The 18,533-nt window shown below is 68.1% G+C and carries 18 protein-coding genes and 1 pseudogene; 8 read left to right on the plus strand and 11 right to left on the minus strand.

The window, feature by feature from the left end:
• Positions 1 to 101: 101 nt before the first annotated feature.
• From LY12_RS12080 to LY12_RS12090, 3 genes are all read right to left on the minus strand, one after another.
• On the minus strand, positions 102 to 2,078 hold the full coding sequence (locus LY12_RS12080) for a tripartite tricarboxylate transporter permease (RefSeq protein WP_253856034.1): 1,977 nt from the start codon (positions 2,076 to 2,078) through the stop codon (positions 102 to 104).
• Between the two features lie 94 nt (positions 2,079 to 2,172).
• The gene (locus LY12_RS12085; RefSeq protein ID WP_253856036.1) at positions 2,173 to 3,267 is read right to left on the minus strand and encodes a Bug family tripartite tricarboxylate transporter substrate binding protein; all 1,095 of its coding nucleotides are present in this window, start codon (positions 3,265 to 3,267) and stop codon (positions 2,173 to 2,175) included.
• Between the two features lie 40 nt (positions 3,268 to 3,307).
• The gene (locus tag LY12_RS12090) at positions 3,308 to 4,402 is read right to left on the minus strand and encodes a PrpF domain-containing protein (RefSeq protein ID WP_253856038.1); all 1,095 of its coding nucleotides are present in this window, start codon (positions 4,400 to 4,402) and stop codon (positions 3,308 to 3,310) included.
• A 224-nt stretch (positions 4,403 to 4,626) separates the two neighbouring features.
• On the opposite strand from LY12_RS12090, the gene LY12_RS12095 reads away from it, so the two are divergent.
• Positions 4,627 to 5,592 carry a LysR family transcriptional regulator gene (locus LY12_RS12095; RefSeq protein ID WP_253856040.1) on the plus strand — a complete coding sequence of 322 codons (966 nt, stop codon included), beginning with the start codon at positions 4,627 to 4,629 and terminating at the stop codon, positions 5,590 to 5,592.
• Here the strand turns inward: LY12_RS12095 and LY12_RS12100 are convergent.
• Both LY12_RS12100 and LY12_RS12105 read right to left on the minus strand, forming a co-directional pair.
• Positions 5,580 to 6,119, minus strand: a complete 540-nt coding sequence (locus LY12_RS12100; RefSeq protein ID WP_253856042.1) for an AbrB family transcriptional regulator — start codon at positions 6,117 to 6,119, stop codon at positions 5,580 to 5,582. The two genes, LY12_RS12095 and LY12_RS12100, sit on opposite strands and share 13 nt — an antisense overlap.
• Positions 6,119 to 6,652 (minus strand): AbrB family transcriptional regulator, encoded by a 534-nt coding sequence (locus LY12_RS12105; protein ID WP_253856044.1) that lies wholly within the window; start codon positions 6,650 to 6,652, stop codon positions 6,119 to 6,121. Before LY12_RS12105 ends, LY12_RS12100 begins: the two co-directional genes overlap by 1 nt.
• 104 nt (positions 6,653 to 6,756) lie before the next feature.
• Between LY12_RS12105 and tcuA the strand changes: the two genes are divergently transcribed.
• Positions 6,757 to 8,229, plus strand: coding sequence for an FAD-dependent tricarballylate dehydrogenase TcuA (tcuA, locus tag LY12_RS12110; protein ID WP_253856046.1), 1,473 nt, complete (start codon positions 6,757 to 6,759; stop codon positions 8,227 to 8,229).
• Positions 8,226 to 8,843, plus strand: a complete 618-nt coding sequence (locus LY12_RS26095) for a GntR family transcriptional regulator (RefSeq protein WP_253856048.1) — start codon at positions 8,226 to 8,228, stop codon at positions 8,841 to 8,843. The genes tcuA and LY12_RS26095 overlap by 4 nt, the downstream gene beginning before the upstream one ends.
• A gap of 214 nt (positions 8,844 to 9,057) precedes the next feature.
• On the opposite strand, the gene LY12_RS12120 is transcribed toward LY12_RS26095, so the two are convergent.
• Positions 9,058 to 9,636: a TetR/AcrR family transcriptional regulator gene (locus tag LY12_RS12120; RefSeq protein ID WP_253856050.1), complete on the minus strand. Its 579-nt coding sequence runs from the start codon at positions 9,634 to 9,636 to the stop codon at positions 9,058 to 9,060.
• A 169-nt stretch (positions 9,637 to 9,805) separates the two neighbouring features.
• On the opposite strand from LY12_RS12120, the gene LY12_RS26100 reads away from it, so the two are divergent.
• The 3 genes from LY12_RS26100 to LY12_RS12135 all read left to right on the plus strand — a co-directional run bounded on the left by LY12_RS26100 (position 9,806) and on the right by LY12_RS12135 (position 12,812).
• Positions 9,806 to 10,903, plus strand: coding sequence for a DMT family transporter (locus tag LY12_RS26100; RefSeq protein ID WP_253856052.1), 1,098 nt, complete (start codon positions 9,806 to 9,808; stop codon positions 10,901 to 10,903).
• Positions 10,804 to 12,279, plus strand: coding sequence for an ATP-dependent DNA ligase (locus tag LY12_RS12130; RefSeq protein ID WP_253857331.1), 1,476 nt, complete (start codon positions 10,804 to 10,806; stop codon positions 12,277 to 12,279). The genes LY12_RS26100 and LY12_RS12130 overlap by 100 nt, the downstream gene beginning before the upstream one ends.
• A gap of 74 nt (positions 12,280 to 12,353) precedes the next feature.
• Complete coding sequence (locus tag LY12_RS12135) at positions 12,354 to 12,812, plus strand: GNAT family N-acetyltransferase (RefSeq protein ID WP_253856064.1); 459 nt, start codon at positions 12,354 to 12,356, stop codon at positions 12,810 to 12,812.
• Between the two features lie 28 nt (positions 12,813 to 12,840).
• Here LY12_RS12135 and LY12_RS12140 read toward each other — a convergent pair.
• Positions 12,841 to 14,373, minus strand: a pseudogene (locus LY12_RS12140) (MFS transporter); the annotation flags it as partial.
• Here LY12_RS12140 and LY12_RS12145 point away from each other — a divergent pair.
• Entirely contained in the window at positions 14,322 to 14,858 is a 537-nt protein-coding gene (locus LY12_RS12145; protein WP_253856066.1) for a winged helix-turn-helix transcriptional regulator, read from the plus strand. The pseudogene LY12_RS12140 and the gene LY12_RS12145 sit on opposite strands and share 52 nt — an antisense overlap.
• 178 nt (positions 14,859 to 15,036) lie before the next feature.
• On the opposite strand, the gene LY12_RS12150 is transcribed toward LY12_RS12145, so the two are convergent.
• Together LY12_RS12150 and LY12_RS12155 are read right to left on the minus strand one after the other, a co-directional pair.
• Positions 15,037 to 15,474, minus strand: a complete 438-nt coding sequence (locus LY12_RS12150; RefSeq protein ID WP_253856068.1) for a VOC family protein — start codon at positions 15,472 to 15,474, stop codon at positions 15,037 to 15,039.
• Between the two features lies 1 nt (position 15,475).
• Positions 15,476 to 16,078 carry a DinB family protein gene (locus LY12_RS12155; RefSeq protein WP_253856069.1) on the minus strand — a complete coding sequence of 201 codons (603 nt, stop codon included), beginning with the start codon at positions 16,076 to 16,078 and terminating at the stop codon, positions 15,476 to 15,478.
• A 61-nt stretch (positions 16,079 to 16,139) separates the two neighbouring features.
• Between LY12_RS12155 and LY12_RS12160 the strand changes: the two genes are divergently transcribed.
• Positions 16,140 to 17,111 (plus strand): helix-turn-helix transcriptional regulator, encoded by a 972-nt coding sequence (locus LY12_RS12160; RefSeq protein ID WP_253856071.1) that lies wholly within the window; start codon positions 16,140 to 16,142, stop codon positions 17,109 to 17,111.
• A gap of 47 nt (positions 17,112 to 17,158) precedes the next feature.
• Here the strand turns inward: LY12_RS12160 and LY12_RS12165 are convergent, their stop codons facing one another.
• Entirely contained in the window at positions 17,159 to 17,596 is a 438-nt protein-coding gene (locus LY12_RS12165) for a VOC family protein (RefSeq protein WP_253856073.1), read from the minus strand.
• Positions 17,593 to 18,477 (minus strand): AraC family transcriptional regulator, encoded by an 885-nt coding sequence (locus tag LY12_RS12170; RefSeq protein WP_253856075.1) that lies wholly within the window; start codon positions 18,475 to 18,477, stop codon positions 17,593 to 17,595. Before LY12_RS12170 ends, LY12_RS12165 begins: the two co-directional genes overlap by 4 nt.
• Between the last annotated feature and the right edge of the window lie 56 nt (positions 18,478 to 18,533).

The raw sequence follows: 18,533 nt of genomic DNA on the forward strand, positions 1-18,533 counted from the left end.
GTGGCGGCCCCCGATCACACTCAACGGTTCAGGCTCGACCGGGTGCGCGGCGCCAACGGCAGGAACACCGCGATGAACACCAGCGGCCACGAGCTGCCGCTCTAGATGAGCCAGCCGACCGGGGCCACCAACTCGGCGAACTGTTCCAGTGCGTAGAGCGCCCCGACGATCGCGGCCACATAGATCACCGCGAAAAGAGGTTTCATCCTGGCTACGACGAGGAGAAAGACCAGAGCAAAGACGGCCGTGCCGACATACATGCCGACCAGGAAGACCAGCCATACGAAGGCCAACAGCCACAGGATCGAGACGCCGACGACTCGCAGCTGCGCGCGGAAAGCTCCTTCGATCCGTCCGACACCGCCATCCCTGCGTACCTGCTGGATGTCTTTGACCAGCGCCACGACTCCGAGCCCGAGGCCCAGGATGCTGGCCATGTAGGGGAAAAGTTGGCCGTTCGGGGAGAAGTCGGTCGCAAGGATGAAGGCGCCGATGAAGAACAGCATCGAACCCACGGTCATGGCCACGCCCACAACGGGCGGAACGTGGATTCCGCTCTCGTCGGCGGCAGCGGAGGCACCCTCGGCCGTTTCCGGGTGCAGCCTCTTGCGCTTGACGTTCCGGTAGGTGACCACGCCGACGGTGACGATGAGCAACAGTGCGACGACGATGACGAACGGCCGGGTCATCCATTCCCCGGGCTCGAAGGCCGAGACAGTGATGTAGTAGTACCGCTCCAACGGGACCGCGAGCACGTAGGCGATCAGGAAGGGAGCCCGGGGAATGTCGGAGATCTTGCAAAGCCAGCCGAAGATTCCCAAGGCCAGCATGGTGTAGAAGACGCCCAGGCTCAGCGGCTCCTGGAAACCACTCATGAACAGCAGCGGGATCAAGGCCGCGGCCAGGATCGGAAAGCTGACGAAGCTGAGGCGGGCGAGCGGCCGGGCCATGAAGAAGGCGAAGATCGCACCGACGATCGACGCTATGGCGAAGGCCCAGACAATGAAGTAGATGAGGTCGAGGTCCTGCTCGATCAGGTCGGGCCCTGGCTGGATGCCGAAGATCAGCAGCACGCCGAGCAGCAGCGCGAAGGGTGCAGCACCGGGGACGCCGAACAGCAGGGTCGGGATCAGCGCACCGGACTCGATACCGTTGCTCGCCGCCGAGGGGGCGATCACTCCGCGAGGGTCGCCTTGGCCGAAGCGGCTGCCTTTGCGGCGGCTTCCGATTGCCTGAGCCTGCCCGTAGGCCAGCCATGCCCCGGCTGTGGCCCCGACGCCGGGGAGGATGCCGGCGCCGACACCGACGCCTGCCCCGCGGAGGACGTCTCCCTTGTACTTGACGACATCTCGGGCTCCCCTGGCCCAGCCCTTGCCGAGGCTGACGTTCTTGTCGGCTACCGAGCTGCGCTTGGCGACCAGATGAATGATCTCGGCCACGCCGAAGATGCCCAGTGCAGCCGCGACGAGGCCGATGCCCTCGGAAAGGTACTCCGAACCGAAGGTGTAGCGGTATTCGGCCGAAACCGGGGACATACCCACGATTCCCAGGATGACTCCGAAGGCGGCGACCACCAGCCCCTTGACGACATTTCCCTTGGACAGCATGGCCGTGAGGAAAATGCCGAGCACGATCAGCATGAAGATCTCGGGAGATCCGAAAGCCGTGACCACCGGCCGCGCCACAGGCACGACCAGGGTGAGTCCGATGATGCCGATGATGCCGCCGACGGCGGATGAAATGAAGCTGGCAGAGAGCGCGCGGCCGCCTTTGCCTTCCTTGGCCATCGTATGGCCGTCCATCAGGAACACTGCCGCCGACGCCGAACCGGGGATCCCCAGAACCACTGACGTGATGACGTCGGACGTGTGAACCACCGCGACGGCACCGATGATCATGGCGATCGCCTGGTTCGGTTCGAGCACGAAGACGAAGGGCATCAGGACTGCTACTGCCCCTGTGCCACCCAGCCCGGGGATGACACCGATGACCAGTCCGACGACGACTCCGATGATCAGATACAGCAGCATCGCCGGATCAGCGAAGCTGGCCAATGCCGAAGTGGCTGCCTCTAACATCTGTTGTCCTTAAAGTACTACGGTTGCGGCGCTACAGCCGGTACGGATGAAGGCGGCCACGGAGCCGCATGATCGGTGTGCGAGAGGACAGCTCTCAGCTCAGGACCGCTCCGTACTCGTTGGTGAGAAAACCTTTGGCATAGCTGAGGGCCTGGGGCCTGATGTTCAGGGCCTTGCGGAAGACTTCGACGTTGCCACGGCCCGGCTGCAGTTCGTAGCCGCCCAGCGCTCCCGCGGCCTCCTTCAGGAACTTCTCGTCCTTGTTCAGCTTCCCGACGAGCTCCGCATACGCGTCGACGAGCTCGTCACTCGTTCCCGCGTTGGACCAGAACCCCTTCTGGTAGAAGAACGCCGGGGTGACGAATGACTGGTATGCCTCGTAGGCCAGACCCCGGGGATCCTCCCCGTGGATGTCCCGGTAGATCTCTTCGAGCGTCGGCACGTCCGGCATGTTGGGGTCGCGGACGACCTCGCCGCCTTCGAGAACGCCCACCGAGAAAAGCGGGTAGATCTCCTCGGCTTCGGCCATCGAGGAGAGCGGCCCGAGCCAGGTGGAGGTGGTCTGGAAGTCGATGTCGGTCTCGCCCCGTTCCAGCGCCAGCCGCGAAGGACCACGTCCTCCGAAACCGAAGACTCCGGTGACACTGGCTCCCAGGACGTCGAGCGCCAACAACGGTACGAGGTCCAGCCCGGAGGCAGAGATTCCGCCGATCTTGGCGTTACTGCCTGCTTCGAGGAGGTCTTCCATGGAGCGGATGCCACTGGCGGCATTGGAGTAGAGGATGCCTCCTGTGCCGTGCAGAACCAGCGGCACCATTTCCCGGAAGTCGAATTCGACGTTCCCCTGCCCCAGCATGCTCTGCAGGTAGGTGGTACCGGAGCTGACGAGGATGTGCCGGCCGTTGTTCACGCCGGCAGCCACATAAGCGTTGGTTCCCGTCACGGATCCTCCGCCGGCGATGTTCTCGATCTGGTACCGCGAGACATCGTTCTGCAGCTCGGCGAAGTACGGGGAGACGAAGCGGCCCCACGTGTCGGTGCCGCCTCCCGCGGCATAGGGAACGATGACATCGACGATTCCGGGACCCGAAGGGTTGAATGCGGCCTGCGGCGGGGCGCATCCGGCCAAGCCCGCCGCGACGCCGAGGGCGCCACCGATGAGGAAGTTCCGTCGGGAGAGTGGATGCATCCTTGCATCTCCTCGTTCATATCAGCGTAGTACGCCGCACCTATGCGGCGTACTCCAGCGGGGCGTCGGGAATGTACAGAGTGGCGTCGGCCAAGGTGCGCGCGGTGCGGTCAGCACCGACGATGAGCTCGCCGCCGAAGTCGTCGGCGAAGGTGACGATGATCCCGGCCGGGGTGCGGAAGCGCAGTTTTCCGGTCGTGCGGCCCGGCTTCACGGCTTGGTGAGGAACCGTCCCCTCGGTGAGGACAGCCATCGTCATCGCCACACTGCCGGTGATGGGCATCGCCGGGTGAGGCTTACCCATCGAGAGCATCAGGACCTCGATATCGGCATCTTCGTCCTCGGCAGGGCCGGCGATTCCGAGCTTGGGGACAGCGCGCTCGGCCGCTTCCGGGGTGGGAGTCATCCCCATGGCGACGGCCCCAGCACGGCGGATCTTGTCCAGTACGGAGAGCTTCTCGGTGATCGCGGCCCCGGCCCACTCTGCGTGCGGGAGTCCGGCCAGGCCGGCGGTCTCCGGCGAGAGGATGACCGACGGAGCCCCCGCGTCGACGATCGAGACGGGATAGTCGACGCCATCGACGGTGAGCACATCGATGCCGGACCCGGTCGGAAGAAGTTTGCCGGTGGTCTTGCCGCCCGGATCGACGAAGCCCAGACCCACCTCGTGGCCGGGATAGACCGTGCCCGGGATGACGGCACTCGGCTCGGCCGGCAGGGCTCCCCCCGGTGTGGGGACCCGCTGGACCACCTTCTGACCGCTGTTGGTGTTGAACGTCCGGACATAGGTCACGTCGTCGGCGAGCTGCACCCATCCGCGCTCCAGCGCGTACAGACCGGCGGTGGCGGAACAGTTTCCGCAGTTACTGCCCCAGTCCACCGTGAACTCCTCGATGCCGACCTGGGCGAACGTGTAGACGACGTCGAGGTCCGCGTCGGCGGACGGTTCAAGGATCACCGCCTTGCTCGTGGTCGACGTGGCTCCGCCGACTCCGTCGATCTGCCGCAGGTCCGGACTGCCGTAGACCCGCGGGAGCAGTTGGTCGGCCGTCAATCCGGTTCCTTCGATGTGCTCCCTCTCGAACACCCAACATTTGCTGGTTCCCCCTCGGACCCAGCTTGCCGAGATCTGCATCAGGTGCCTTTCCACACTGTCCGGTATCGCGGCACAGCCTCACAGGACCCAAGAATTAACACAATGTTCAGTGTTTGATACATGATTAAGAGTTGCTTCATTCGTCGGCGGCGGAACCCCTGTTACTTGCGGCCACACGCACCCTGTACATAGCCTCCGAGCAGCCAGATAAAGTAGATTTACAGAAGAGGAACACCTATGAAGTCCTACTTAAGCGGAGTTCGATGCTGAACCCACAACGACTCGAAGTCCTCGTACGTGTTGCAGAGACCGGCTCCATCACCGCGGCCGCCGACGAGCTCGGCTACACCCCCTCCGCGGTGTCCCAACAGCTCAAGAAGCTCGAGCGGGAGGCCGGACACCCGCTGGTCCGGCGCCGTCCTCGCGGGATCATCCCCACGGATGCGGGGCAGATCCTCGTCAGTCACGCGCGCAAGGTGCTGCGGCAGCTGGATGCCGCACAGGCCGACCTTCGCGATCTGGCCGAAGGGAACAGGGGATCTCTGATCGTGGGAGCCTTCCCCACGATGGCCGCCTCGTTCCTGCCGCGGGTGCTGGAGACATTCAAGTCGCGCTACCCGGCCATCGACCTCTCGGTCTCCAGCGGACGCTTCGACGAGCTCCTTGAGGATCTCGAACGGGGGCGCTCCCACCTGTGCTTCCTGTGGGAGTACCCGTGGCAGCCGGTCAACATCGAAGGGCTGCGCCTGCAGGAGCTGTTTCGGGAGGACTCGGTGATCCTGGTCTCGAAGCACCACCCGTTGGCTGACCAGGACGAGATCAACCTCGCACAGCTGCGCGACGAGTCGTGGATCGTGCGCGCCAACCGCCACCCCGTGGTGGAAGTCCTGGAACGGGCAGCGGAGAAAGCGGGTTTCCGGCCGTCGATCGCCCTCTACGCCAACAACTACCAGGAGGCTCAGGCGATGGTGAGTGTGGGGATCGGAGTGGCGATGGCCCCGCGCGGTGCCATCGCCATCCAGCACCCGGACATCCGGGTGCTGACTCTGGGGGACGAAGCCCCGGTGCGCAATGTGCTGCTCGCCCAGCGGGAGGAAAGGGTCTATTCCCCGGCCGAGGTGGCCTTCCGCTCGGTGCTGATGGAACTGGTCCGGCAGGACTTCCCGACTGCTGGCCCGTCAGAGGTACGTCCGTCCCCCGAGCCGAGGACCGGGTCTCATTCCTCCTGACCGTTGCCCCTGCCGGCGATCCATCTGCGGTGGATGGCCTCAGCGGCCCGGAGAATCAGGGGGAGACTGAGCACGACGGTGAGCAGGCGAACCATATGGGCGCCGGTGACCACAGCACCGTCGAGCCCCAGAGACGCCGCAGTCGCCACCATCTCGCCGACGCCACCGGGCAACAGCCCGAACATGGACTCGCCCGGTTCCATCAGACCCCACGCGGCGAAGCCCCAGCCGAAGAAGACTCCCACCGCGAGGACGGTGGTCACAGCCAGCACGCCCGGTCCGAAGAAGTGCATGAACTGCCGGAAGACATCGGGACTCAGGGTGGCCCCGATGGCGGTGCCGATCAGGAGCTTGGCTCCCGAGGTCACCAGGTCGGGAGCCTCCACCTCGAGACCTATGCCTAGGTTGACGACGGCAGCACCGACAAGACCTCCGGTCAGCGCCCACAGCGGGATCCGAGCCCAGCGGAAGACCAGCGCCGTCCCCAGGGAACCGGCCATCACCGCGACCAGTGCAACTGACTCCATCAGGCGAGCACCGTCAGCAGTATGGGGAGTACCAGGAAGACGAGGGCGAACAGCCGCACCGCGTGGACGGTGAGCACCACTCCGAGCTGGGCCCCCTTGTCGACAGCCAGTGAGCTGACCTCGCTCAGCCCGCCGGGAGTAACGGTCAGCACAGCCGTGGCGGGGTCGACGCGATAGCGAGACATCAGCAGCGTGATGAAGACCAGATTGAGGATGCCCAGGGCGAGATAGGCGGCCACCACGGGAAGAGCGACGGCAGCGGTGCTCACCAGCGAGTCCACGGTGAGCATCACCCCGCTCACGAAACCGATGGCGATGAGGCCCGTCTGGCGCATCGCACGAGGAAAGGTGGCGGGGCGCATCCGCGGAGTAACGGGCTGATTGACCAGACCCGCGCCGAGCGCACTGCCGAGAAGCATCCCGGCCGGAATCCCCAGGTGCTCGAAGAGGCTGCCCACCACGGCTGCTCCGGCAAGGAGCCGCATCACTCCGAACCACTGCCGATAGCGCGGACGTTCCTGTTCGGAGTTCAACCCTCTCCCCTCGCTCTCTGCCCTGACCAGACATACGTGCCTGTTGAGCTCCAGTCGGATACTTGGCATGCTGAACGAGCTTTTGGCATACCAAGGGAGTATAGATGTCTACCTATACCGCTGATGTTCTCGTCGTCGGCGCGGGAAACGCCGCGATGTGCGCAGCGCATGCAGCCCGCGAGGCCGGCAGACAAGTGCTGGTCCTGGAGGCGGCGCCGAGGTCCCAGGCGGGCGGCAACAGCTACTTCACGGCAGGGGCCACCCGGATGACCCATGAAGGACTGGAGAGCCTCAAAGACCTGGTGGAGCCCGACGAGCGACACAGCCGCAGCGAGGTGCCGCCCTACTCGAAGGAGGACTACGCCGCAGACCTGAAGAAGGTCACCATGGGGCGCAACGATCCGGACATGACCGAGATCCTGACCTCGAACATCTCCGCCGACATGCGGTGGCTCAAGACCAAAGGGATGCGGTATCGCCTGATGTACGAGCGGCAGGCCTACGAGACCCCCGAGGGGGCCTACCTGTTCTGGGGAGGGCTGCACGTGGGCAATGTCGACGGAGGTGAGGGCTTGCTCCGTGATCATCTCCGCGTCGCAGAGGAGACCGGCATCGAGATCCTCTACGAGGCCCGAGCCGTGAAGCTGACCGAAGAGGCCGGTGCTGTCACCGGTGTGACCTTCGAGCGCTTCGGCGAGGAGCACACCGTCCGCGCCGAAGCGACGGTCCTGGGCAGCGGCGGGTTCGAGGCCAACAAGGAGATGCGGGCCGAGCACATGGGCGCCGAGTGGCACCACGCCATCACCCGAGGAACCCCCTTCAACACCGGCACCATGCTGCAGGAAGCGCTACGACTCGGCGCGGCCAAGGGCGGCGACTGGGCCTCCTGCCACGCCACTCAGTGGGACGCCGGCTACGAGGACAACGAGTCCAACTACGAGGTCACCAACCGGCTGACCCGGCAAAGCTATCCACTGGGTATCATCGTCGATCGCCACGGGAAGCGATTCCTCGACGAGGGCGCAGACTTCCGGAACCTGACCTACGCCAAGTACGGCAAGGAGGTGCTGATGCAGCCCGGTGCCATCGCCTGGCAGATCTTCGACGCATCACTGCGCCCCATGCTGCGCTCCCAGGAGTACGAAGTACCCGGGGTGGGCGAGCACGTGGCAGACTCGCTGCAGGAGCTGGCCGAGCAGGCCGGCATCGACCCGGCCGGTTTCGCCGAGACGGTGGAGTCGTTCAACGCCTCCGTCGACACCTCCGCCGAGTTCAATCCCAACGTGAAGGACGGCCGCGCAGCGCGCACCGAGCCGCCGAAATCCAACTGGGCCAACCGGATCGCCGAACCGCCCTTCTACGCCTATCCCGTCACCTGCGGGATCACCTTCACCTTCGGAGGCCTCAAGGGCGATTCCCGGGCCAGAGTGCTGAAGGAGGACGGCTCGCCCATCCCGCGGCTCTTCGCCTGCGGTGAGGCACTCGGCGGCCTTTTCAGCGAGAACTATCCGGGCGGCTCCGGCCTGGCGGCCGGGATCGTCTTCGGCCGGATCGCCGGACGGAGCGCCGCTGCGTGACGTTCCGCCCCCAGGTCGACGTGGTCTACGAACAGCTGCGCTCGAAAATCCTCGACGGCTCGCTCGAGCAGGGGTACGACCTCCATGAGCGGGCAGTGGCTGAACTGGTCGGCACCTCCCGGACCCCGGTCCGGGAGGCGGTCGCCCGGCTGGTGGTCGACGGACTGGCCGAACGTCACGGCCGACGCACCAGGGTGACCGTCTGGGACGACGAGAAGACCGGCCAGCTCTACGAGATGCGTGCAGCCCTCGAGTCGGAGGCCTGCCGACTGGCCGCCATGCGCCGCAGCGAGAGCGTGGTGATGCGGCTACAGGCCTCGGTCGCCGAGCAGCGCAAGCTGGCCGACCCGTCCCCCGTGGCTCGCCGCGACATCAATTACGAGTTCCACGAGGAGATCTGGCAGGCGAGCGGCAATCCCTTCCTGCTGGAGACCAACCAGAAGTACGGGGTGCAGTCGATGTGCATAGCCCCGACCACGCTGCGCCACGACGAGCGCTGGAAGACCGCCCTGGACGAGCACGAACGACTCGTGGAACACATCAGCCGACACGAAGCGGGCGAGGCGGCGGCGCTGATGCACCACCACCTCGCATCAGCGTTCAGACGGCGTTGACCACCGCCTGGGTGACCTCCATGGCGCCGTCGCCGGTATCCGGTTCAGCCCTTCCACTCCTTGAAATTCAGCAGGAATGAACAACATCCTCATTCGAACGATGATGAATTCCTTCCGGCGGATATTTCGGTACCGAACCGGGTATCAGCTTTGCAAGACCTCGAACGCCGGCCGACCACGGCTCGACGACTCAGCGGAGCATCGGCGGCCCAGTTCAGAGCGCGGCGTCGAGCAGCTGCCGCGCGGCGTCCCTGGCTCCGGCGACCGCCCCGGGGACGACGTCGACCGAGGCCGCGACGGCGGCGCCTTCGAACAGCATGAACAGTGATGCCGCGAGTTTGCGCGGATTGCGCGCGCCGGTGTCGCGCACGAGCTGCCGCAGGTAGTCGAGCACCCACTGCTTCTCGTCGCCGATGGCGGGGCGTGCGGGATGGTCGGGATCGGGAAGCTCGGCCAGCGCGTTGACGAACGCACACCCGCGTGGGTTCTCCGCGGCCATCCAAGATTCCAGGGCATCGAACATCAGCAGCACCCGGCGCCGGGGTCCGAACCGGCCCGGCTGTTCGACGACCGCGGTCACGTGCTCCCGCCATCTGGCGTCCCTGCGTTCGAGGTACAGCCGAACGATGACGTCCTTCGAACCGAACCTGTCGTAGAGCGTCTTCTTGGTGACCCCCGCCTCCGCGGCGATCATGTCCACGCCCACGGCGTGGATGCCCTTGTCGTAGAACAGGTTCTCCACGACCTCGAGCACCCGCTCTGCCGCGGGCGTCATCGCCGACTGTTCGGTCATACCTGAATCCTATGCGGTCGCGCGGAACGTGTCCGGTCGGGCGCCAGCAGGAGGCGAGCGCACCCCTGCCGCACCACTTCTCGGCCTTCTTGACGGTAAACAGATCTGTATAGTACGACTAGCTATACCGGTCAGTTTACTCGACCATCGGCCGACCCGAGGGGGATTCGTGGGAACGTCCCGCACCGACGCCGGACTCGCGGTGGGATTCGTGCTGCTCTGGAGTTCCGGTTTCATCGGCGCGACCATGGGCACCGCTCTGACGAGCAGTGCGACCCTGCTGGCTTGGCGGTTCGCCGTGGTCACCGCGCTACTGGGGCTGTGGTGGCTGACCTTCCGACGTCGGCGCATTCCACTACGCGAGCTCGGCGTGCACGGGTTGCTCGGACTGCTGACCCAGGCCGGCTACCTGTCGGGCGTCGTGTGGTCGGCCGAACTGGGGGTTCCCGCGGGCACGTCGGCGCTGATCGCGGCGCTGCAGCCGATTGTCGCCGCGGCACTGTCGGGGCCGCTGCTCGGCGAGCACACCTCGGCCACACAGTGGCTGGGCCTGCTGCTCGGCCTCGGCGGCGTCGCGCTCGTCGTGTCGGGTGACCTCGCAGGCAGCGCACCCGCCCTCGCGTACACGCTGCCGCTGCTGGCGATGCTCAGCCTCGTGGCGGGCACGTTCGCGCAACGCCGGCTCCCCTCGACGCTCCCACTCGGCGAGTCCCTGCTGATCCAGGCCGCGCTCTCCACTCTGGTGTTCATGCCGGTCGCAGCCCTCACGGGCGACTTCGCCCCACCGGTGTCGGGCGACTTCTGGTTCGCGATCGCCTGGCTCGTCGTTCTGTCGACATTCGGCGGCTACGGGTTCTACTGGGCGGTTGCCAGGCGCGGGTCGGTGCGCCGGGTGTCCACCCTGCTGTACCTGACCCCGCCGACGACGATGCTCGCCGCGCTGCTGATGTTCGGCGAGCCGGTGACGGCCGAGGGACTGGCGGGGCTCGTCGTGTGCTTCGGCGCCGTGCTGCTCGCGCTGCGCTCACCACGCGAGATGTCGGCCCCACGAGCGACGATGGAGCCATGCACCGCGACTTCGAACCCGGCGAACCCCGCGAGCCCGGCGCCCCAGAACCCGGCACCGGCTGCCTGCACCTCGACGACGTCACCAAGGCCTCCGGCGAGCTGGCCGCCACGCGATCACGCAAGGCCAAGACCGCGATCCTGGCGGACGTCCTTGGCCGCGCGGCGGCGGACGAGCTCGCGTCCACGGTCGCGTTCCTGACGGGAACTCCGACGCAGGGCCGCATCGGCGTGGGGTGGCGGACGCTGCGCGACCTGCTCGGACGCTGTGCACCGGAGCCGACGCTCACGGTCGCCGAGGTCGACGCGCTCCTCGGCGAGGTCGCCGCCACGAGCGGCAGCGGATCGGCCTCCCGTCGCTCCGAGCTGCTGTCGGGCCTGCTGAGCCGGGCAACCCAGGGGGAACAGGACTTCCTGCTACGGCTGCTCACGGGGGAACTGCGACAGGGTGCGCTGGAAGGCGTGATGATCGAGGCGATCGCGTCCGCCACCGACGTTCCCGGTGACCTGGTCCGGCGGGCGGTGATGATCTCCGGTGACCTGGCCACGACCGCGGCGGCCGCGGCCGGGGGCGGGCAGGGGGCGTTGCGGGCCTTCCACCTCGAACTCGGACGACCGGTTCGGCCCATGCTCGCCTCACCTGCCGACTCACTGGACCAGGCAGTCGACGGAATCGCGCACCCGATTGTCGAGTACAAAATGGACGGCGCCCGCATCCAGGTGCACCGCGACGGCGACGACGTGCACGTCTACACCCGCACACTGCGTGACATCACCCGGCACGCAGCGGAACTCGCCGACCTCGTGCGTGGACTGCCGTGCACGTCCGTGGTCCTCGACGGCGAGACGCTCGCACTCACCGACGACGGAAGGCCACGGCCGTTCCAGGAGACGATGGCACGGTTCGGCAGTACGCGGCAGGAACAGGTCGAGGCGTTGCTGTTGCGGCCGTACTTCTTCGACTGCCTGCACCTCGACGGCGTCGATCTGCTCGACGCGCCACTCCACCGGAGACGGGAAGCGCTGCACCGGGTCGCGGGCGAGCACGTCATCCCCGGCGAAGCCGCACCGGCCGACGCCGCGACGCTGCTGGAGTCGTCGTTGGACGCTGGTCACGAAGGCCTCATGGTGAAGGATCCGGACACGCCGTACGCCGCGGGCAGGCGAGGGCGCGCGTGGCTGAAGGTCAAGCCGTCGCACACGCTTGATCTGGTCGTGCTGGCCGCGGAGTGGGGGCACGGCAGGCGCACCGGCTATCTGTCCAATCTGCACCTCGGAGCGCGCGATCCGGATGGCGGCGAACCGATCATGGTCGGCAAGACGTTCAAGGGCCTGACCGACGAGCTGCTGGCATGGCAGACTCGCCACTTCCCCGAACTGGAGCGGCGCAGCGATGACTGGACCGTCCACATGCGGCCGGAGCTGGTCGTCGAGATCGAACTGGACGGGGTGCAGACGAGCACCCGCTACCCCGGCGGCGTCGCACTGCGGTTCGCCAGGGTGCTGCGCTATCGCGAGGACAAGGATGCGGCCGACGCCGACACCGTCGACGACGTGCGCGCCCTGCGGCGCGACTGATCACCACCGCCGCCGCCGGATCGCGCGGCGAAACTCACGTGCACGGCGTGGTCGGGGCCCGCTGCCGTCCCGCCATGACCTCGGCAGCGTTCGTCCCGGACGACTTCGAACCGCCCGCACCGCTCGTCACGGACTCGTTCCACCTCGAACCGCTGGGGCCGCAGCACAACGAGGCCGACCACGCCGCGTGGACCTCCAGCATCGACCACATCCGAGCGACGCCGGGCTACCCGGACGGCGACTGGCCGCCGCTCGAGGGGATGTCGCTCGAAGCCAACCACGACGACCTGGTGCGGCACGCAGCCGACTTCACGAACCGCGTCGGGTTCACCTACACGGTCCTGGAACCGGCCGCCGGCGACGTTATCGGCTGCGTGTACCTGTATCCGGCGTCGGCCGCGGACTACGACGTCACGGTCCAGTCATGGGTCCGGGCGGACCGGGCCGAGCTCGACGACCGGCTGGCAGATGCGGTCGCCACCTGGCTCGCCGCCGAGTGGCCCTGGCACCGCGTGGACCACGGCGGCCGCTGAACACGGCCGTGCGGGGTGCCTCATTCCGCCCGGGTCCGCTGTCCTGCCTGGACGCACTTCGGGACAGGGCCAGTACGACGGCCGCACCGACGAGGGAGAGCGTTCCGGTCAGCACGGCCACATGGTTCCAGCCCGACAGCTGGGCAGGGAGGTCACCGCCAGGGGCGGCGGCGAGCACACCAACGACGGTGACGCCGATCGAGGCCCCGACGTAGCGGGTGGTGTTGTTCATGCCGACCCCGACGGCGGCCCGTTCGGGCGGGACGGTCGCGGTCGCCTGCCGTCCCAGCCCGGCGTTGAGTACACCGGTGGCCACGCCCGCGACGAGCAGGCCGGGCACCATCCGCGTGCCGGTCGAGCCGATGTCCAGCCCGGTGAGCAGCAGCAGACCGACCCCCGTGGCCACGAGGCCGATCGCGAGCTGCACCGTTCCGGTCAACCGCGCGGCCAGCCTGCGGCTGAGCACCGCGGAGACCGCGCTCGTGCCGGACCAGAGCACGAGCAGGGCACTGGCCTGGAAGGTGGTCATGCCCATGCTGGTGACGAGGAACGTGCAGGCGAACGACAGCAGGGCGATCACACCGGCACCGGTGGCAGTCGCCGCGACCGTGGCCGCCACGAAGTCGCCCCGGCTGAACAGCCCGAAGTCCACCATGGGTGATCTGCCGCGGAGCTGGCTGACCGTGAAGGCCGCCAACGTGGCCACTGCACCACCGCCGCAGATCAGTGCGAGCGCGAGCCCACCCTGCCGCGTTTCGACCAGTGCGAAAAGCCCCAGCCCCAACCCGCCGGTCAACAATGCGGCGCCGAGCAGGTCCAGGCGCCTGTCCGCAATCACCGCCATCTCCGAGAAGCACCACCGCGCGGCGACGGCGATGCCTGCCCCGACCGCGGCGAGCAGCCAGTAGGGCACGTGCCACAGCCCGACGAGATCGAGCAGTCCGGTCAGCAACGGGCCGAGCGCGATACCCAGCCCCATGCTCGCGCCCCACCAGCTGGCGGTGGTCGAGCGGGCTCCTGCGTCACCGGTCACCGCGGCGACGAGTCCCAGCCCGGTCGCGATCAGACCTGCCGCGCCGACGCCCTCGACGACCCGCCCCAGGACGAACTGTGTCGCCGAGGTCGCGGTGGCACAGACCACGGATCCGGCTGCGAAGATCCACGCGCCGAACGTGAAGACCCTGCGACGGCCGAACTGGTCGGCCAGGGCGCCCGCCGTCAGCAGACTCACCGCAAGACCGGTGCTCATCGAGCTCAGGATCCACAGGGTCGCTCCCGGCGGTGCGGCGACCGCAGCGGTGACGGTCGCTGCGTTTCCCAGCGGCCCCGAGTAGGCCAGCATCGCGACGAACGTGCTGAGCGATGTGAGCACCAGCGCCGCAGCGAACGACCCGCGTGCTCCGTCGGTGCTGCGGGCCTTGAACGCTCGAGGATTTGGTCTTTTCACAAGACCACGATGACACAGACTTGGTCTGGTGAACAGACCGGATCGGCGGTAGGGTAGGAGACGTGGCACTAGGAACCGGATACGAGCAGCAGGGTTGCCACCTCGCCCGCGCACTCGAAGTGGTCGGTGAACGCTGGACCCTGCTGATCCTGCGCGACTGCTTCTACGGCGTGCGCCGCTTCACGGACCTGCGTGAGCATCTCGACATCTCCCGAGCCGTCCTCACCGACCGGTTGGACACCCTGGTCGCCAACGGAGTGCTGACCCGGGAGGACTCGGACGGACATCCGGAGTATCTGCTCACCGAGACGGGCCGGGCACTGTGGCCCACGATCTTCTCCCTGTCCAAATGGGGCGAGCGGCACACGAGCGGACCGCATCCCGCCCGGCTCTTCAGCCACGCGGCGTGCGATACCGACATCGACGACGTCGGGCACTGCCACACGTGCGGCGAGGTGCCCGGCCCCGAGGATCTCGTCGTCCGGCCCGGCCCCGGCACCAACGCGATGCGCCGCAGCGACCGGGTCGCCCGCGCCCTGGAACGACCGCACCGCATGCTGACCCCGATCGACACCGCTTCCGGCCCTGCCGGCGGGTGAACGGTTTCTCACCGTGCCCGACGGCCCGTGAGCGTTGCGCCGCCGGGCTCCGCCGATCCGGCACGCGGCCACGATGAAGCGGACTCCCGGCCACTATGGACGACCGGTCAGGCCACAGTGGACGCGGCCGCCGAGCGCGCACGGCACGTCCGGAGCACAGTCGCCGGCCGCCCCGGAATCAGTCCAGGCAGAACTCGTTCCCTTCGGGATCGGCCATCACGATCCAGCCCGAGCCGAGGGGCGGCGCCGGCTCGAACCGTTCGAGCCGTTTCGCGCCGAGCGCCGTCAGCCGCCGCGCCTCGTCCTCCAACGCGGCCATCCGCGGCTCCCCTTCCAACTCCGGAGCGGCGCGCACGTCGATGTGCAGTCGGTTCTTTCCCGCCTTCTCCTCCGGAACTCGTTGCAGGAAGATCCGCGGGCCCTCACCGTCCGGATCGACGATCGCGTTCGCGTCGTTCCACCGCTCCTCCGGCACACCCATCGCGGCGAGCGCCTCGTTCCACGTCGCGTGCCCGCCCGGCGGGTCCATCTGCCGGTAGCCGAGCACGTCGGCCCAGAACGTGCCGAGAGTTTCCGGGTCGGCGGCGTCGATCGTGATCTGCAGCTCTCGTGCCATGTCAGCGCTCCGTGTGCAGGTAGAGGTCGCGCAGCAGTGCGACCTCCGCGAGGTGGTGGATGAGTTCCCGGTGGATATGGAGCACGAGCCGGGCCATCGAACTGTCGGCGAACGGCCCCTCGGCCGGGCCGACCGGCCGGGCGAGCCCCTCCTCACCCAGTGCTTCGACCCCGGCGAGCCACGTCGCGTACTCGGCGTCGAGCTGTGCGAGCGCCTCGTCGGCCGTCCCTGCGTAGTCGAACGTGGCGTAGTCGGTGGCCTCGCGGCCGAAGTGCGACGCGTTGCGCATCGCGAGGACGCCGACGATCACGTGCCCCAGGCGCCAGGCGATGGTCGTCACCGGCTCGGGCTCGGGCGGCGGAACGGCGAAGTCGATGGTCATCGCGCCGGAGCCGCCCTGGATGGGTGCCGTGCTCGTGCCGCGCGGCCGGACGTTCCATGCGCCCGGAACGGGCTCCCAGAAGTACTCGTCGTCGGACAGCCCGTCGAGGCGCCCGCGCACCTGGTTGTCCCAGTGCCACGTGAGCTGATCGCGCAGCACCGCGTTCCACGTGCCACCCGCCCGCCGGGGCGTCGACTCGGTCATGAATGTCGATTCGGTCATGAACCCAGTCTCGCGCCGAATGCGGACAGTTGCCGTCCGCGATGTGTGCCAGGATCCGGACATGACCGTCGAGGGGACCACCGAACGGGTGCTGCGCCTGCTGGAGCTGCTTCAGCGCAGACCCGTATGGACCGCGAGCGAACTGGCCGCCGAACTCGACGTCACCAATCGGTCGGTGCGCCGGGACGTCGAACGTCTCCGCGGGCTCGGCTATCCCGTGCACGCCACGGCCGGGGTCGGCGGCGGCTACCAGCTCGGTGCGGGCACCCGCCTCCCTCCGCTGCTGCTCGACGACGCCGAGGCGATCGCGACCGCCGTGTCCCTGCGCGTCGCCTCCGGTGGCACGGTCGCCGGCACCGGCGAGGCCGCCCTGCGGGTGCTGGCCAAGCTCGACCAGGTGATGCCGCCCCGGCTGCGCAGCGAGGTCCGCGCCGTGCACACCGCGACCGACACACTCGTGTCGCCCGGCGCCGAGGTCGACCCCGACGTCCTGCTCACCCTCGCCAGGGCGTGCCGCGACACCGTGCGCGCCCGCTTCGACTACACGACGATGCGCGGCGACGCCGCAACCCGCACGGTCGAACCCGTGCGCATGGTCGCCACGAGCCACCGCTGGTACCTCATGGCGTGGGACGTCGACCGCGACGACTGGCGCACGTTCCGCCTCGACCGCATGCACGACGTGACCGCCACGACGTGGCGCTTCCGGCCGCGCGACCATCCCGATCCGGTCGCCTACGTACAGGAATCGGTGACGTCCTCGCCGTACCGCCACACCGCGCGCGTACTCGTCCACGCGGAGGCCGAACAGGTCGCCGCCTACGTGCCGCCGCAGGCCGCCCGCGTCACCCCGGAGGCCGAAGGACGCTGCCTGCTCGTCTCGGGAGGCGACGACCTCGACCTGATCGCCCTGCACCTCGGGCGACTGCCGTTCGACAGCGAGATCCTCGGACCGCCCGAACTGCGCGAGGCCGCCGACCGCCTCGCCCGCAGACTGGCCGGCATGGCCACGGCCAACGGCGCTGACAGGTGAGCGTGGGCGGGTGAACGTCGACGGGTGAGCGCACGGCCCTGCGGACGTCACGCCCGGGGCTCACCCCGGTAATAGCCGAACGACCAGAGGTTGCCCTCCGGGTCCCGGATGGCCAGTTCCCGGTTGCCGTACTCCTGGTCCTCGATGTCACGCACCATGTCGACCCCCGCGGCGCGCAATCGCGCGTACAGGCCGTCGGGATCGTCGGTGACGACGTACGTTCCGGCGGTTCCCGGCTCTCGTGACCAGTCGCCGTCGGGCTGGTGCGAGCCGAGCATGACGCCGCCGCCCTCCGGCCAGTCGAGCTGGGCGTGGACGACCCGGTCGCCGTCGGCGTACACGGCTGTCCGCAGGAAACCCACGGTGTCGACGAGGAAATCGATCAGCGCGCCTGCGTCCCTGGCCTGCAGAGTGGGCCACACGGTAGGGGCGGGACGGGCGTCGGTGGATGCGGTTTCTTCTGATGCGCTGTTCGCTGTAGTCATAGGGGAAATTCTTCCGCCGGCGGGGCTGCACCCGCTTGGATGTTTCGGCGTTCTTCGGCGACCCAGCCGCTCGGTGACGTCCCGACGAACCGGCGGAAGTCACGAACCAGATGGGACTGATCGGCGTAACCGCACACGTGGGCGGTGCCGGCGAGATCGAGCGGCCCGCCTGCTCGCACCGCTCGGGTGATGCGCTGGCGGGCGTGCTCGAAACGCATCAATCGCGCCACGGCCTTCGGCGACAACCCGAACTCGGCCGTGAACACCGCCGAGAGCTGCCGCTCGCTCAACTGCACGTGCCGCGCCAGGCCGGCGATCGATCCGGTACCGCGATGGTGGGCGATCCATTGCCATGCTTCGGCGACGTCCCCGCGTGGCAGGCACCGGCGCGGGGCGCCTGCCAGCCGCGCGCGCAGCTGCTCGTCGAGCACGGCGAAGCGCCGCGCCCAGCTTCCCGCCTCACTCAGCCGCTCGCGTAACAACTCGGCCCCGGCCCCGAGCACGTCGCGCCCGTCGACCGGCTGCTGGCGGAGTTCCGCCAGGGTGATGCCGAACAGCGCACGTACCGCCAGCGGCCGAACCGCGAGTTGGATCCCGGTCTGCACCCGGGGCTGCGCGAGGTAGACCGGGCTGGTGTGCAACCCGCCGAGTGCGATGTGGGTCGCGAAGGCGTCCGGCCGGACCGCCGCTTCCGGGGTCAGGCCGGTGACGATGGGCTCGTCCAGGCTGAGGACGAACGTGACGGCCGGCGTGGGAACGCCACGATGCACCGCGGGCACGTCGAGCTCGGACCGGTACCCGACCGCGGAGACCACCGCGTCCGACGCCAACCCGCGGGCACGGGCGAACTCCCACCCGCCCTCCTGTCGACGCCCGTCCATGGCGTCAGTATGACCGCATCGGCACCCCGCCGCCGTGCCGTCGAACAGGCACCACC

Source organism: Prauserella alba (assembly GCF_024171735.1).
Lineage (GTDB): Bacteria > Actinomycetota > Actinomycetes > Mycobacteriales > Pseudonocardiaceae > Prauserella > Prauserella alba.

Excerpts from the sequence above, each read along its gene's own strand:
- LY12_RS12085 (WP_253856036.1), bottom strand. The coding sequence starts at position 3,267 with ATGCATCCACTCTCCCGACGGAACTTCCTCATCGGTGGCGCCCTCGGC.
- tcuA (WP_253856046.1), top strand. The coding sequence starts at position 6,757 with ATGTCTACCTATACCGCTGATGTTCTCGTCGTCGGCGCGGGAAACGCC.
- LY12_RS12100 (WP_253856042.1), bottom strand. The coding sequence starts at position 6,119 with ATGGAGTCAGTTGCACTGGTCGCGGTGATGGCCGGTTCCCTGGGGACG.
- LY12_RS12080 (WP_253856034.1), bottom strand. The coding sequence starts at position 2,078 with ATGTTAGAGGCAGCCACTTCGGCATTGGCCAGCTTCGCTGATCCGGCG.
- LY12_RS12155 (WP_253856069.1), bottom strand. The coding sequence starts at position 16,078 with ATGACCGAATCGACATTCATGACCGAGTCGACGCCCCGGCGGGCGGGT.
- LY12_RS12090 (WP_253856038.1), bottom strand. The coding sequence starts at position 4,402 with ATGCAGATCTCGGCAAGCTGGGTCCGAGGGGGAACCAGCAAATGTTGG.
- LY12_RS12120 (WP_253856050.1), bottom strand. The coding sequence starts at position 9,636 with ATGACCGAACAGTCGGCGATGACGCCCGCGGCAGAGCGGGTGCTCGAG.
- LY12_RS12150 (WP_253856068.1), bottom strand. The coding sequence starts at position 15,474 with ATGGCACGAGAGCTGCAGATCACGATCGACGCCGCCGACCCGGAAACT.
- LY12_RS12160 (WP_253856071.1), top strand. The coding sequence starts at position 16,140 with ATGACCGTCGAGGGGACCACCGAACGGGTGCTGCGCCTGCTGGAGCTG.
- LY12_RS12165 (WP_253856073.1), bottom strand. The coding sequence starts at position 17,596 with ATGACTACAGCGAACAGCGCATCAGAAGAAACCGCATCCACCGACGCC.
- LY12_RS12095 (WP_253856040.1), top strand. The coding sequence starts at position 4,627 with ATGCTGAACCCACAACGACTCGAAGTCCTCGTACGTGTTGCAGAGACC.
- LY12_RS12135 (WP_253856064.1), top strand. The coding sequence starts at position 12,354 with ATGACCTCGGCAGCGTTCGTCCCGGACGACTTCGAACCGCCCGCACCG.
- LY12_RS12170 (WP_253856075.1), bottom strand. The coding sequence starts at position 18,477 with ATGGACGGGCGTCGACAGGAGGGCGGGTGGGAGTTCGCCCGTGCCCGC.